This is a genomic window from Rhizobium sp. Root1203 (assembly GCF_001424945.1).
In the GTDB taxonomy this organism is placed as follows: domain Bacteria; phylum Pseudomonadota; class Alphaproteobacteria; order Rhizobiales; family Rhizobiaceae; genus Rhizobium.
Map to the genome: position 1 here is coordinate 15561 of NZ_LMCW01000013.1, position 14080 is coordinate 29640.

The 14080-nt window shown below is 59.3% G+C and carries 13 protein-coding genes; all 13 read left to right on the forward strand.

Features of this window, described 5'->3' with window-relative positions; genetic code table 11:
* The first annotated feature begins 20 nt into the window (after nucleotides 1-20).
* The 13 genes from ASC97_RS16360 to ASC97_RS16420 all read left to right on the forward strand — a co-directional run bounded on the left by ASC97_RS16360 (nucleotide 21) and on the right by ASC97_RS16420 (nucleotide 13542).
* Nucleotides 21-704 (forward strand): amino acid ABC transporter permease, encoded by a 684-nt coding sequence (locus ASC97_RS16360; protein WP_057469496.1) that lies wholly within the window; start codon nucleotides 21-23, stop codon nucleotides 702-704.
* A complete protein-coding gene (locus ASC97_RS16365; RefSeq protein WP_057469417.1) occupies nucleotides 701-1357 on the forward strand; it encodes an amino acid ABC transporter permease in 657 nt (218 codons plus the stop codon). The genes ASC97_RS16360 and ASC97_RS16365 overlap by 4 nt, the downstream gene beginning before the upstream one ends.
* Complete coding sequence (locus ASC97_RS16370; RefSeq protein WP_057469418.1) at nucleotides 1338-2063, forward strand: amino acid ABC transporter ATP-binding protein; 726 nt, start codon at nucleotides 1338-1340, stop codon at nucleotides 2061-2063. The genes ASC97_RS16365 and ASC97_RS16370 overlap by 20 nt, the downstream gene beginning before the upstream one ends.
* Before the next feature lie 129 nt (nucleotides 2064-2192).
* On the forward strand, nucleotides 2193-3407 hold the full coding sequence (locus ASC97_RS16375; protein WP_244481487.1) for a CaiB/BaiF CoA transferase family protein: 1215 nt from the start codon (nucleotides 2193-2195) through the stop codon (nucleotides 3405-3407).
* The gene (locus tag ASC97_RS16380) at nucleotides 3407-4222 is read left to right on the forward strand and encodes a 3-ketoacyl-ACP reductase (protein ID WP_057469419.1); all 816 of its coding nucleotides are present in this window, start codon (nucleotides 3407-3409) and stop codon (nucleotides 4220-4222) included. Before ASC97_RS16375 ends, ASC97_RS16380 begins: the two co-directional genes overlap by 1 nt.
* Before the next feature lie 50 nt (nucleotides 4223-4272).
* A complete protein-coding gene (locus ASC97_RS16385) occupies nucleotides 4273-5766 on the forward strand; it encodes a sugar ABC transporter ATP-binding protein (protein WP_057469420.1) in 1494 nt (497 codons plus the stop codon).
* Between the two features lie 11 nt (nucleotides 5767-5777).
* The gene (locus tag ASC97_RS16390) at nucleotides 5778-7244 is read left to right on the forward strand and encodes an aldehyde dehydrogenase family protein (RefSeq protein ID WP_057469421.1); all 1467 of its coding nucleotides are present in this window, start codon (nucleotides 5778-5780) and stop codon (nucleotides 7242-7244) included.
* Nucleotides 7241-8053: a Cof-type HAD-IIB family hydrolase gene (locus ASC97_RS16395; RefSeq protein ID WP_057469422.1), complete on the forward strand. Its 813-nt coding sequence runs from the start codon at nucleotides 7241-7243 to the stop codon at nucleotides 8051-8053. The genes ASC97_RS16390 and ASC97_RS16395 overlap by 4 nt, the downstream gene beginning before the upstream one ends.
* A gap of 38 nt (nucleotides 8054-8091) precedes the next feature.
* The gene (locus ASC97_RS16400; protein ID WP_244481488.1) at nucleotides 8092-9075 is read left to right on the forward strand and encodes an ABC transporter permease; all 984 of its coding nucleotides are present in this window, start codon (nucleotides 8092-8094) and stop codon (nucleotides 9073-9075) included.
* 62 nt (nucleotides 9076-9137) lie between these two features.
* A complete protein-coding gene (locus tag ASC97_RS16405) occupies nucleotides 9138-10088 on the forward strand; it encodes a substrate-binding domain-containing protein (protein WP_057469424.1) in 951 nt (316 codons plus the stop codon).
* Between the two features lie 62 nt (nucleotides 10089-10150).
* A complete protein-coding gene (locus ASC97_RS16410; RefSeq protein WP_057469425.1) occupies nucleotides 10151-11116 on the forward strand; it encodes a dihydrodipicolinate synthase family protein in 966 nt (321 codons plus the stop codon).
* A gap of 2 nt (nucleotides 11117-11118) precedes the next feature.
* Nucleotides 11119-11895 (forward strand): enoyl-CoA hydratase-related protein, encoded by a 777-nt coding sequence (locus ASC97_RS16415; RefSeq protein WP_057469426.1) that lies wholly within the window; start codon nucleotides 11119-11121, stop codon nucleotides 11893-11895.
* A gap of 30 nt (nucleotides 11896-11925) precedes the next feature.
* A complete protein-coding gene (locus ASC97_RS16420) occupies nucleotides 11926-13542 on the forward strand; it encodes a GMC family oxidoreductase (RefSeq protein ID WP_057469427.1) in 1617 nt (538 codons plus the stop codon).
* Nucleotides 13543-14080 lie beyond the last annotated feature (538 nt).

Consider the following 14080-nt stretch of genomic DNA (forward strand, 5'->3'; position numbering starts at 1 on the left):
TCGCTCCGGTATTGGTAAGCATGCCCGCGCTGATGAAGGGACTGGTTCTGACTATCGAGCTGTCGATAGCGGCGATCATCTGCGGCAGTACGCTTGGCCTACTGGTGGCACTCCTTCGTCATCTGGCGCCACCTAGCATGAGATGGCCGATGACCCTTTATGTCGAGCTTATCCGGAACACGCCGTTTCTAGTGCAGCTTTACATCATATTCTTCGGTCTACCTGCCTATGGGTTCAGGGTCAGCGCCGTCGACGCTGGTCTGATCGCGATGACGATCAATCTCGGCGCCTACACCACGGAGATCTTTCGCGCGGGCATCGACTCCGTTCACCGATCGCAGATCGAGGCCGGTCATGCGCTTGCGCTGACAAGACTTCAGATCTTTCGGCACATCATCCTTAAACCTGCAGTCCAAAAGGTCTGGCCATCGCTTGTCAGCCAGTTCGTTCTGATGATGCTCACGTCGAGCGTCTGCTCCTTCATTTCGGTGGAGGAACTCAGTGGAGCTGCTAACACGATCCAGTCTGCAACATTCCGCAGCTTCGAATCCTATATAGTCGCCGGCGCTCTCTACCTGGCATTGGCAATCGTCTTGAAATTCGGCCTCTTTGCGCTCGGCGCAGCCGTTTTCGGGAGAAGGGCCGCACGGGTGCGCTCCTTTGGGACGGCGACGCTGGCTCTCGCTAAGGAGGCCAAGCCATGATCCGTGATTTCGGGATCCAGGAAATCTACATTCTGCTTGCGGCAGCGCGCTGGACAATCGTCCTGACAATCTCGGCAAGCCTGATCGGAGGGATTGCCGGGCTTATGATCGCGCTGTCACGTGTCTCGATGTTGCCATGGCTGCGTGCGTTGGCAACGGGATACATTACTGTTGTGCAGGGTATTCCAGCCCTGATCCTTCTCTTCCTTTCATACTACGGACTATCCAAAGCTGGCTACGATCTCAGTCCAATCGTTGCGGCGTCCATCTCGCTTGCGATCTACGCAAGTGGATATCTCGCCGATATCTGGCGGGGCGCGATCCAATCGGTGCCCCAGCAGCAATGGGAGGCATCCACGTCACTGGCTATGACGAGGGCGCAACAGTACCGCTACATCATTCTGCCGCAGTCGATCCGGATCGCAATCCCGCCGACCGTCGGCTTCCTTGTTCAGCTGGTGAAGAACACCTCGATCGTCTCGATCGTGGGCGTGGTTGAGCTCGCGCGCGCCGCTCAGCTCATCAACAACGCGACCTTCCAACCATTCCGCGTCTTCATCGCAGTGGGACTGATCTATTTCGCGATCTGCTATCCGCTTTCGGTCGCCAGCAAACGTTTTGAGGTGAAGTTCAATGCCCATCGTGCGAGTTGAGAATCTCAGGAAGAGCTTCGGTGCCCTCGAGGTCCTGAAGGGCGTGTCTTTGAAGGTGGAGCGGGGACAGGTTGTCGCTCTTTTGGGTCGAAGCGGCTCCGGAAAGAGCACCTTACTGCGATGCCTCAACGGTTTGGAGAAGGTCAATGCGGGTGAGATCGAGATCGCGGGCCACGCGATGAAGTACCAGGCCGCTGCCTTGCGCGAACTGCGGAAGGATGTCGGCATCGTATTTCAGAGCTTCAATCTCTTCCCGCACCTTTCTGTGCTGGAAAATGTCACGCTCGCGCCCCGGCTGAGCAAGCGTATTAGCAAGGTGGAGGCACGCGAAACCGCACTTGCGATGCTCTCCAAGGTGGGATTGCGAGAGAAGGCGACGTCCTACCCCGATCAATTGTCGGGCGGTCAGCAGCAACGCGTTGCCATCGCCCGTTCGCTCGCGATGAACCCCAAGGTGATGCTCTTCGACGAGGTGACTTCCGCTCTGGACCCGGAACTCACCAACGAGGTCCTTGTGGTTATGGAAAAACTCGCCGCCGACGGGATGACGATGATCCTCGTCACGCATGAAATGGAATTCGCGCGGAAGGTCGCGACCGCCACCATCTTCATGCATCAAGGGCTCATTCACGAAGCCGGGCCCTCGAAGGACATTTTTGCGAGTCCAAAAACTGTTGAGTTTCGGCAGTTCCTCGGAGCTGCCTGAATTGGTGTAAGAAAACGATTTACCGGAAATTCCGGTTGATTTCCCTTAATATCCGGTGCGTCTGGTAAACTGTATTGACATGCCCGTGAAAACCTGAGAAAACGATTTCACGAACGCATGGGAGGAAACATGCTGTTAAATGGAATCAAAATCGTAAGCTTCTGCCACTTTCTGCAGGGGCCGGCCGCCGACCAGTATCTCGCCGACATGGGTGCGGATGTGATCAAGGTTGAGCCGCTTACGGGTGCGTATGAACGTGCCTGGTCGGGCGCGGACGTCTACGTCGAGGGTGTCAGTGGTTTCTATCTCTGCGCCAATCGCAACAAGCGCTCGATCGCGATTGACCTCAAGAGCCCTTCTGGCAAGGAAGTTGCGCGCAAGCTTATCAAGGAGGCCGACGTCGTCCTTGAAAACTTCCGCCCCGGCGTGTTCGCTCGGCTGGGATTCGATGAGGAAGAGCTCAAGCGCCTGAACCCGACCCTTATCTTCGCCTCTGCCAGCGGCTTTGGATCCAGCGGTCCGCTGCTTGGCAAGCCGGGACAGGATCTGCTCGTTCAGGCTCGCTCGGGTCTGATCAGTGTTACGGGCAACCCCCAGGGTGGTCCGACGCCGGTGGGCGCCGCAGTCGTCGATCAGCACGGCGGCGCGCTGCTTGCCATGGGGATCCTCGGAGCGCTTGTTCGGCGCTTGCGGGAAGGAAAGGGGACCCGCGTCGAGGGCAGTCTGCTGAATTCCGGTATCGATCTTCAGACGGAGCCGCTCGTGAACTGGTTCGCCGGACAGATCGAGCGAAAGGCGCTCGACCGTCAAAAGAGCCTTGCGACGTGGTTCCACCAAGCGCCCTACGGCGTCTACCCGACAAGCGACGGCCATGTCGTGGTCTCGCTGTGCGAGACGAAGGACTTGGCGGAAGCTGTCGAGAGCGACGCTCTGCGTGAACTGGTTGGTCGCAATCGCTACGAGGAGCGCGACGCATTCGCTGAGGCGCTTTCCCAGGCAACGGCGAAGTTCTCGACTGCTGAACTCGAAGAGCGCTTCGATCGACACAATGTTTGGTGGGCTCCGGTCAACTACTATGACGATCTTCTTTCCGACCCTCAGCTCATGCACTCGGAAGTGTTCCGCGAGGTGGATGTCCGCGGCCGCAAGATTCATCTGGTGAATCACCCCAACCGCTATGATGGCAAGGTGCCGGAACTCCGGGTACTTGCACTCGATATCGGCGAGCACACGCGCGAAATCCTTGCTGAGCACGGCTTCACACCGTCCGAAGTCGAGCAGCTTTTTGCCTCGAAGGCGGTCACCGCACCCGACGCGGAGCAGCCTGCGAAGGGAGCTGCGTGATGGATATCGTGATCCGGGAGGAGAAGACTATGGCGACCGAAGTTGCCCCGCGTGGTGTTGCTATTGTGACGGGCGCGCGGCGCGGCATCGGGCGCGCCATCTGCATCGAGCTCGCTGCTGCAGGATTCGATGTCGCGGTTGCGGATGTTATGACCGACGAGGGCGGTGCCGAGACAGTCAAGTTGGTCGGCGAGCGAGGTCGCAAAGCCCGTTTTTATCAACTCGATATCTCGAAGACGGAATCCTACGCCGATTTCCTCGCGTGTGTCGAAGCAGATCTCGGCGTCGTGAACTGCCTTGTCAACAATGCCGGAGTCCAGGTGTCCGAGCGGGGGGACCTGCTTGACGTGTCGGAGGAAAGCTTTGACCGGCTGCTGGACATCAATCTGCGTGGCACGTTCTTCCTGACCCAGGCGGTTGCGCGCCGGATGATCGAGCGGAAGGTTTCGCCCCAGGAACGGGCGATCGTATTCATCACCTCCGCGAACGCCCACTTGGTGTCTCCGGAGAAGGGACCCTACTGCATATCGAAAGCTGGTCTGTCGATGGCCTCGCAGCAGTTCGCCCTCCGGCTCGCTGAATTCGGGATCCATGTCTATGAAATCCGGCCTGGTCTGATCCGGACCGATATGACCGCAGACGTCGTTGAACGTTACAGCGGCGGTATCGAAAGCGGTGCTCTCTCCGCCATTCGGCGCTGGGGCCAACCCGAAGACATCGCTCGTGGCATCGCGACACTGGTCACCGGCGGAATGCCGTTCAGTACGGGCGACGTCTACAACATCGGTGGGGGGATGCAGGTTCCGCGGCTTTAAACTTAGGAATCTCAAGAAAACGATTTCACAGGTATTTTGGGAGGCAGGCAATGACGGCTCCGGCTTTGGAGATGAAGGGAATCCATAAGCGATTTCCAGGCGTCTACGCACTGAAGAACGTAAGCTTCTCGGTGGCGAAAGGCAGCGTGCACGGACTGGTGGGCGAAAACGGCGCCGGCAAGTCGACGCTCATGCGAATCCTTTCCGGCGCCTACCAGGCATCGGAAGGAACCGTTGCAATCGACGGAAAGGATATCGACAATCCCAACCCGGAAAAGATGCTCGCGCTTGGCGTTGCAGTCATCTACCAGGAACTCGCCCAGGCTCCGCATCTGACCGTGGCCGAGAATATCTACCTGGGCCGACTTCCCAAGACGAGTTTCGGAACTGTCGACTGGAGGAAGGCGCGATCCGATGCTCGGGCGATCCTCGCGAAGCTCAACTTCAAGGTCGATCCGGCTGCACGCATCGATCGCTTGAGCGTGGCTCAACGCCAGATGGTCGAGATTGCGAAGGCGATCTCCCGCGACGCCCGGATCATCGTCCTTGACGAGCCATCGGCCGTGCTCGGCGACAGCGAGCTGCACAATCTGTTCGAGCTCATCCGGACGCTTAGCCGCGAAGAGGGCGTCTCGTTCGTCTACATTTCGCACCGTCTCAAGGAGCTCTACGAGATCTGCCAGGACGTCACTGTCCTCCGCGATGGTCAGATGATTTCGAGCGCCGCGATCGAGGGCACCACCACAGCCGGCCTCATCAGGCAGATGGTCGGCCGTGAGATGAACGACATCTTCCCGACCCGTCCGGCTCCCCAGGAGGAGATCCGGCTGGCCGTCGGCAACGTGAACCGCAAGGGCGTACTGAAGGATATCTCGTTCGAGGTCCGCCGAGGCGAGATCTTCGGGATCTGCGGTCTCGCGGGCTCGGGTCGCACCGAAGTCCTCCGCGCGATCGCTGGCGCCGACCGGATCGACAGCGGCGAGATCAAGATCGACGGCGAGAAGCTCGACGTTTGCAATCCGCGTGTCGCGCTGTCCAACGGGATTGGCCTGCTTCCAGAAGATCGGAAGACGGAAGGGCTTTTCCTGGATCAGTCGGTCGCCTTCAACGTCACGATCTCCGCGCTTGGCGAGATGATGTCAGGCGGCCTGCTACGCTCCGGAAAAGAGCGCGAGAAGGTCGCCAACTACATCCGTCAGATGAGGATCAAGACGCCGTCCGGCGCCACCCGTGTACGCACGCTCTCTGGCGGCAACCAGCAGAAATGCGGGATCGCCCGGCAGCTCAACGCAGGCACCACTATTCTGCTGGTGGACGAGCCAACCCGCGGCGTCGATGTCGCGGCCAAGCGTGAAATCTACGACTTGCTCGTTCAGCTCACTTCGACCCTCGGCGCAAGCGTCGTGATGGTCTCATCGGAACTGCCCGAAGTTCTCGGGATGTGTGACCGCATCATGGTCATGAGGCAGGGCTCAGTCTCGGCCATTGTCGATGGCAAGGGCGCCACCGAAGAATCCCTGATGTCGCACGCGGTATGGAATTGAGGAGAATGGAAATGTCCACACGCAAGTACACCCAATTCATCAATGGTCGCTTCGAAGGCGAAGCCGCCTCCTACGTCGACCGTACGTCCCCGGCAAGCGGGGAACTCGTCGCCCAGTTTGCGAGTGGTGAGGTCGCCGACATGGACCGTGCCGTGGCTGCGGCGCGCAAAGCGTTCGATCATGGCCCGTGGCCCCAGATGAGCGGGATGCAGCGGGCAGAGGTGTTGAACAAGTTCGCGAACCTGGTCGAAAGGAACTTCGACAAGCTTGTTCGCATCGAAGTCGAAGAAGTCGGCAAGCCGATCCGCTTTGCCAAAGGTGATATCGGCGGCTGTGTCGGTCTTATCCGCTATGCTGCTTCCTTGGCGATGCAGATGTCCGGGACAACCTACACCAACCTCGGCGCGAACAAGACGGCGCTGCTGATGCGCGAGCCGGTGGGCGTTGTCGCTCTCATCACTCCATGGAATTTCCCGGCCCTCATCCTGATGCAGAAGGTTCCGTTCGCGCTCGCCGCGGGCTGTGCCGTTGTCGTCAAGCCTTCCGAGTTCACGTCTGGAAGCGCGTTCGAACTGGCAGCCCTTGCTACGGAAGCAGGCGTTCCCGACGGTGTGTTCAACGTAGTGAGCGGTAAGGGCTCGGTCATCGGCCAGTCACTGACGGAGCATTCGGATGTCGACTTCATCTCGTTCACGGGGTCGACGAGGATTGGCCAGACCGTAATCGAGGCGTCGGCCAAGAACATCGTGAAGACCTCGCTAGAACTCGGTGGGAAGTCCGCGAATATCGTCTTCGCCGATGCTGACCTCGACGCCGCTGTAGACGGCGCCTTGATGGGCGTCTTCTTCAACAACGGCGAATGCTGCGTCTCGGGTTCGCGCCTGTTCGTCCAGTCGTCGATCGCCGATGACTTTGTGCGCCGCGTCAGCGAACGTGCAGCGCTGCTCAAGGTCGGCAATCCATTCGACGACGACACCGATATTGGTGCCATGATCGACAGCAAGCACCTCTCCAAGGTGATGAGCCTCGTGGATTCCGGCCGCACTGAAGGTGCCAAGCTTCTCACTGGGGGCAATGTTGTCGAGAACGGCGCCGGCAACTTCGTCCAGCCGACCATTTTCGATCATGTCACGCCCGAGATGACCATCTTCCAGGAGGAGATCTTCGGCCCCGTCCTGAGCGTCACCCGCTTCGATACTCTCGACGAAGTGATCGAGCTCGCGAACAACAGCATCTACGGCCTGTCGAACTATGTCTGGTCGAAGAACATCGACACGGTCATGACGATCTCCCGTCGCCTAAAGAGCGGCTGGGTGCAGGCGAACACGATCATCGACGGCGCGCCGCAGCTTCCGCTGACTGGCGTCAAAGGTTCGGGCTTCGGATATGAAATGGGCCAAGCGGGGTTCGAGGAATTCACGCAGATCAAGACGCTGTTCCTCCACACGGGTGCCCGCGAACCGGTGTTCGCGAAATGAGCAACACCCGATCCATCTCCCTGCTGGTTTCGGACGTCGACCGCACACTGCTGACCCACGACTACGTGCTTCCGGAGCGTGTGGTGGAGGCAATCGGTCGGCTTAAGGAGAAGGGCGTGAAAGTCGTGCTGGCATCGGCTCGTTCCCCGGAGGCCCTTCGGCCATATGCGGAGCGTCTGGGCCTCACCTCCCTCGCAGCTTGCTTCAATGGGGGGTGGATTGGCGACCTTCGGTCAGGCGTCTCGCTCGCGTCAACGACGATCAATCGAGGCGAAGGACTGGGTGCCATGCGGATGGCGGCAGAACTTGGACTGAACGCCCTCTGGTACGGACATGACCGGGTCTACGCCTTGTCGACCAACGCCGTTGTCGAACACGAGGTGAAGATCACCGGCGAAAGCCTGGCAATTGTTGACACCTTCGATGACCTCCCAGGAGAGCCGGGGAAGATCATGTGCGTGCGCACCGATCCGAATGACGATGCCGCATTCAATGCCCTGCAGGAAAAGCTTTCTGGATCGCTCTGCCTAGTCAGATCCCATTGGCGGCTGTTGGAGATCAACCCGCCAGGCGTCTCGAAGCGCGTTGCGATTGAATTTCTATCAAAGCACCTCGGGATGAGGAGAGATGTCTGCGCGGCAGCCGGCGACGCCGAAAATGATCTTGAGATGCTGCGCTGGGCGCAGGTCGCGCTGACCGTTGGCAATGCGATCGACGAGATCAAGAGTTTTGCGGCCTTCACCGGGCCGTCCTGCGACGAAGGCGGCATCGCAGTCGCCGTCGATTGGCTCAACAACCGGCTCAACTGAGCCATCGAACTAATTGGGAGGAGAGAGGAATGGCCCACATGGCAACTCCTAGAGACGCGACACTAGAGCCGCCGGCATCAGCGCGGGCGTGGTCGCTCATCCAAAGCCTCGGCTTGTTCTGGGTTCTCGTCGCGTTGTGCGCGGTTGCGATCTGTCTGTCGCCAAGCTTCCTGCAGGTCGGAAACCTGATGAATGTCGGTCGACAGATCGCGCTATTCGGCATCGTCAGCATCGGCATGACGTTCGTCATTCTGACGCGCGGCATTGACCTGTCGGTCGGATCGATCGTTGGGGTGGTAGCCGTCACGAGCGCGATGCTTCTGTCGTCCGGCACGTCGATCCCGGTGGTAATGGTTCTCGCGCTCCTCATGGGCGTCGCTTTCGGCGCCATCAACGGGCTGGGTGTCGTTATTTTCCAGATGCCGCCATTCATCATGACGCTTGGCACCCTGGTTATGGGGCGCGGGATAGCCATGACGATCGCAAACGGCGAGCCGCAGAACCTCGGCGATGCGACCGATACCTTCTATTTCCTTGGTGGCGGGTTCCTTCTTGGGGTCCCTGTTCCGATCTGGATTTTCGCAGGTGTCGCAGTCATTGCCTTCATCGTCCTCCGATCGACTGCATTCGGACGCCAGATCTATGCAGTCGGCTCCAACGCGGAGGCCGCGCGCCTGGCCGGGATTAAAGTCGGCTCGGTTCTGATGTCAGTTTACGTGATCTCAGGCGTTCTTGCCTCGCTCACCGCATTGATCACCATCTCGCGCCTGACGGTCGGCGAACCCACCGCGGGTACGAACCTCGAGCTCGAGGCCATCGCTATTGTCGTGATCGGCGGCACTAGTCTCTTTGGTGGAGAAGGTACCATTATCGGCACCGTCATCGGCGCCGCAATCATCGCAGTCATCGCCAACATCCTCAATTTGCTCGGCATCTCACCGTTCACCCAGCAGATCGTGAAGGGTGCCATCATCATCGCTGCCGTCATGTTCGAAGTCTATCGCCACCGTCAGCGGGTCTGAATGCCGTCGCGTCATGGTGACGCGCGGATAGTTGTAAATGTCCATCCTCGGGAGGAGAGATAATGAATACCAGCCGTCGACAGTTTCTCACAATATCCGCAGCCCTTGCTGCCGCAGGTACGGTCGGGTTGCCGCTGCGCGGTGCCTTTGCAGCGGACAAGATCAAGATCGGCTTCAGCCAGGGCACGATGAACCATCCGTGGCGTATCGCGATGGTCGATGTGAACAAGAAGTATGCGGCAGAGCATTACCCGGACCTCGACATCATCGTCACGGATGGCAACAATGACGCGGCCAAGCAGGTTGCCGACGTTGAAAGCCTGCTAACCCAGGGCATCAAGGTTCTCGTGATCTCGCCGCTTACCGAGCAGGCTCTGACACCCGTGGTCAAGGACGCGATGGCCCAGGGCATTCCGGTGCTGACCCTCGACCGCAAGGTCAATACCCAGGTCACTTGCCATCTCGGCGGTCTGAACCTTCCGCTCGGTGAAGGCGCCGGCAAGTTCCTGCTCGGCGCACTTCCGAAGGGTGGCAATATCATCGAGCTTCAGGGTACCGCTGGAGCGTCTGCGACGAACGATCGTCACAAGGGCTTCGAGAGCGCGATTGCTGGCAATTCTGCATTCAAGGTCGTCGCTCAGCAGAACTGTGACTACACTCGCGACAAGGCCGTGAAGTTCATGGAAGACATGCTCCAGCGCTTCAAGCCGGGTGAGATCCAGGCCGTCTACGCACACAACGACGAGATGGCGCTGGGTGCAATCCAGGTGATGGAAGCTGCCGGTCGCCTCGACGGTGTGAAGGTGATCGGCATGGACGGCCAGAATACGGCATTCCAGGCGATCAAGGACGGCAAGATGTCGGCTTGCTTCATTTATCCGTTCTGCGCTCCCGAAGGGATCGAGACCGCATACAAGATGGCCAAGGGCGAGACCGTCGACAAGGAAATCATCCTGCCGACCGTCCAGGTCTCCGACGAAAACGTCGATCAGTATCTTGGCAAGGGAATCTGATCCCAGCACGAAGGGCCGCGTCGTGAGGATGCGGCCCCATTCTCGAACAGAAGGAACAAGCGATGACATCCGTCCGCCACTACGACAGCCCTCAAGGCGTTATCCCGGCAGTCCTGATGCCGTTCACCGCTGACATGGGGATCAACGAGAAGGCCTACCGCAATCACCTAGCGGACGTCAGTGCCGTCGAGGGCATCAGTGCGATCACCATCAATGGTCACGCCGCCGAAGTCGCGTCGCTGACCGTGGATGAGCAGTTCCGGGCGATCTCGGTGACCAAGGAAGTGCTCCAGGAGCGCATGCCGACCATCGTGGCCGTCTATACCAATTCAAGCCTGGAGGCGGCGCGCATTGCTCGCAAGGCCCAGGAAGAGGGTGCGAATGGTCTGCTGGTGTTTCCGCCCGAGGTGATGTCGCTTGGCGGACACATGCGTCCGGAGATGATCCAGGAACACTACAAGCGCATTACTGATGCGTCGGATCTCCCTATCATTCATTATCAGTTTCCGCTGAACTCCAACCTTGCTATTCCTCTGCCGACGCTACTGGACCTGTGCATCCGCTTCCCCTCGATCAAGGCGATCAAGGACAATTGCGGTGACGGCAATCTGCATGAACGCCAGATTCGCGAACTCAGGGCACTCGACCGCCCGGTTCGAACCCTGACCACTCATAGCGGATGGTTGCTCGGCTCGCTCGCTCTTGGCTGCGATGGTCTGCTCTCCGGCGCCGGCTCCGTCATCGCAAACCTTCAGGTCGCGTTGTTCCGTGCCGTTAAGGCCGGTGACCTCAACACTGCGAAGGAAATCAACGAGAAGATCTATCCGACCGTTCGGGCGTTTTACGATCATCCGCTCCTCGACATGCACAACCGCATGAAGGAGGCCCTTGTCATTCTCGGCCGTTGGGAAGAAGCCTATGTACGCCCGCCACTCGTGAACCCGACGGACGCCGAGATCGAGAAAATCCGTCGGTGCCTGGCGCAAGCAGGCCTCACGTCGGAAACGCTCTACAAGAAGGTCGCGTAGCGATGGTTGAAATGCTCGTCCTGCAAGAACGTCCCGCCGAAGGAGTGCTGCTGCTCAGGCTGAACAGGCCGGAGAAGTTGAATGCTCTTTCCAAGGAGCTACTCAAGGACCTGATCGCAATTCTCGCGGAAGCGGAAAGCGATCCGGCTATCGGTTGTGTGATCCTGACAGGCAACGGACGAGCATTTTCCGCTGGGGCGGATATATCCGACATGTTGCAGCGCGGGGTCGAGTCCTATGTCGACCCCGATCGTCTCGATCGTTGGCATAGAATCGAGACCTTCCCGAAGCCGCTGATTGCGGCCGTCAATGGATTCGCTCTGGGTGGCGGTCTTGAACTCGCCCTCGTGTGCGACATCATCATTTGTTCGGACGTTGCAAAGTTTGCCGCGCCGGAAATCAAGATTGGATCCTTTCCGGGAGATGGAGGCACCCAGAGGCTTCCTCGTGCGGTCGGCCGCTCGTTCGCAATGCAGATGGTTCTGACCGGGGAGATGGTGGATGCGGCAGTGGCTGAACGGAAAGGCCTCGTAAGCGAGGTCGTAGCATCTGACGCACTGATTGCGCGTGCCGTTGAAGTAGCCTCGTCAATTGCAGCGCGCTCGGTCGCGATTACGCCATACGCCAAGCGTGCGGTTCAGGCCGCGTTCGAGTTGCCGCTGGCGGAAGGTCTACTGGAGGAGCGGCGTCTGACCGTCGAGGCTTTCGCCACCGAAGACCGAATGGAAGGACTGCGGGCGTTTGCTGAAAAGCGAGCGCCAGTGTTCAAGGGACGTTGATTGATCCCAGATGGGATCGGGAGGAATGCAGTGGAAAATTACGACTATATTGTTACGGGCGCAGGCTCCGCCGGATGCGTCATCGCCAACAGACTGACTGAAGACCCTTCCGTGAAGGTGCTGCTCCTCGAGGCCGGAAGCCGCGACTGGAATCCGATGATCCATATCCCGGGGGGCATCGGGAAGCTGTTTGGCCCAGGCGTGAACTGGCGGTTCAAGACTGTCCCGCAGAAGAACCTCGACAACCGTGAGATCTGGTATCCGCAGGGCAAGACACTGGGTGGGTCGAGCTCAATCAACGCGATGATCTACATCCGCGGGCAGCGCGAGGATTACGATAACTGGGCGGCGCTTGGCAACGAAGGCTGGAGCTACGATGACGTCCTGCCGTATTTCCGGAAGTCCGAAGACAACGACCGCTTGGTGAACAAATATCATGGTGAGGGCGGTCCGCTCTGGGTGTCCGACCAGGTCAGCCCTCATGAGCTCTCTAAGGCGTTCGTCCGTGCCTGCCAGTCCTGGGGCCTGCCGTACAACCCTGATTTCAATGGTGAGACACAGTACGGCGCAGGTCTCTACCAGGTGACATGCCGCGACGGTCGCCGCCGCAGTTCGGCGGTCTCGTACCTCCGCCCGGTGCAGTCACGGAAGAACCTGACCGTAATGACTGGGTCGCGGGCCGTCCGCATCCTCCTCGAGGGCGATCGCGCTGTTGGTGTGGAAGTGGCCCAGGGGCGTTCGGTTCGCACCATCCGCTGCAATAGCGAGGTCATCGTCACGAGTGGTGCGATCAACTCGCCGCGTTTGTTGATGTTGTCAGGAATTGGCGACGCTGATGAACTTCGCAAGGTCGGCATCCAATCCAAGCATGACCTTAAGGGTGTCGGCAAAAACCTCCAGGATCACTTGTGCTCGAATGTGCATGTCACCCTGAAGGACCCCATCAGCTACGACGGCCAGGATCGCTTCCCGCAGGCCGCACTTCACGGGCTCCGTTGGCTGCTCTACCGGAATGGTCCGGCCGCCTCAGTGATTGTTGAGGGCGGCGGCTTTGCTTCCAGCGAGAAGAACGGCCGACCGGACATGCAGATCCATATCGCTCCGGCGATGGTCGTGCGCGGCGGCCAAACGCGCCTCGATGGGCATGGGTTCACCGTGAACACCACCTTCCTAAGGCCAAAGAGCATCGGCTCGATCGGGCTCCGGTCTTCCAATCCGGCCGATGAGCCGCTGATTGATCCGAACTATCACGGCGAGGAATACGATCGGAATATGTCCCTGACATCGATCGAGACGACCCGGGAAATCCTGTCACAGCCTGCAATCGCGAAGTACATCAAGATTGAGCGCTTGCCGGGTCCGGATGCGAAATCGCAGTCGGACATCATGGCATACGTCCGCCAATATGCCTGCTGCGATTATCACCCTGTGGGCACTTGCAAGATGGGTATCGATGACAACGCGGTGGTTGATCCGCAACTCCGGGTGCGGGGGATCCAGGGCCTCAGGGTCGCTGACTCATCCATCATGCCAGTGCTTCTCAGCGGCAACACAAACGCACCGAGCATGATGATCGGTGAAAAGGCTGCTGATCTGATCAAATACGGCATGGTCAAGGACGTTGTAACGCGCATCTATGCGGCCTAGCCACCGCCCTGATGGCAACCCCCTGAGAACGGGGGCGCCCCGAGATACCAGAGATTAGGAAATCACGACAACAGCGGCTGAGGTCTGCCGTCAATATATGATGGATATCCGAGCAATTCACCGGTCCGACCTGTGGCCGACCTTTCGCATGGTTGCTGAGTACCAGTCCGACGCGTCCAACACCCCTTTTTGCTGCGAACGAAGGGAAATGAGACCGCCTTCAAACGGCCCGAACCCTGCGACTGCCGGACCTGCGTCACGCCGGCACCCCGCGCGCCTTCTTCACGTCGCCCTCCTTCGCGACGATGGAAAAGGGTACGCGCACGGCGCACGCGACAAATGAGAAGGCGGCACATGAGCCGAAAACATTCAAAAGCCTCGACCATGGGTCGGCATGCGGATGTTGCCGCGGCATGGGCAAGGCCGTTTATCGCGGGGACAGTACGAAGACCTTTTCATCCGCGAGGCCATGGATGAGCCATGGATGATAAGCCACTGATTCCGTTCAGGACCGCCCCCTCACGCCGGACGAGATGCA

Excerpts from the sequence above, each read along its gene's own strand:
- ASC97_RS16370 (WP_057469418.1), top strand. The coding sequence starts at position 1,338 with ATGCCCATCGTGCGAGTTGAGAATCTCAGGAAGAGCTTCGGTGCCCTC.
- ASC97_RS16360 (WP_057469496.1), top strand. The coding sequence starts at position 21 with ATGCCCGCGCTGATGAAGGGACTGGTTCTGACTATCGAGCTGTCGATA.
- ASC97_RS16400 (WP_244481488.1), top strand. The coding sequence starts at position 8,092 with ATGGCAACTCCTAGAGACGCGACACTAGAGCCGCCGGCATCAGCGCGG.
- ASC97_RS16365 (WP_057469417.1), top strand. The coding sequence starts at position 701 with ATGATCCGTGATTTCGGGATCCAGGAAATCTACATTCTGCTTGCGGCA.
- ASC97_RS16375 (WP_244481487.1), top strand. The coding sequence starts at position 2,193 with ATGCTGTTAAATGGAATCAAAATCGTAAGCTTCTGCCACTTTCTGCAG.
- ASC97_RS16380 (WP_057469419.1), top strand. The coding sequence starts at position 3,407 with ATGGATATCGTGATCCGGGAGGAGAAGACTATGGCGACCGAAGTTGCC.
- ASC97_RS16410 (WP_057469425.1), top strand. The coding sequence starts at position 10,151 with ATGACATCCGTCCGCCACTACGACAGCCCTCAAGGCGTTATCCCGGCA.
- ASC97_RS16405 (WP_057469424.1), top strand. The coding sequence starts at position 9,138 with ATGAATACCAGCCGTCGACAGTTTCTCACAATATCCGCAGCCCTTGCT.
- ASC97_RS16415 (WP_057469426.1), top strand. The coding sequence starts at position 11,119 with ATGGTTGAAATGCTCGTCCTGCAAGAACGTCCCGCCGAAGGAGTGCTG.
- ASC97_RS16390 (WP_057469421.1), top strand. The coding sequence starts at position 5,778 with ATGTCCACACGCAAGTACACCCAATTCATCAATGGTCGCTTCGAAGGC.
- ASC97_RS16395 (WP_057469422.1), top strand. The coding sequence starts at position 7,241 with ATGAGCAACACCCGATCCATCTCCCTGCTGGTTTCGGACGTCGACCGC.
- ASC97_RS16385 (WP_057469420.1), top strand. The coding sequence starts at position 4,273 with ATGACGGCTCCGGCTTTGGAGATGAAGGGAATCCATAAGCGATTTCCA.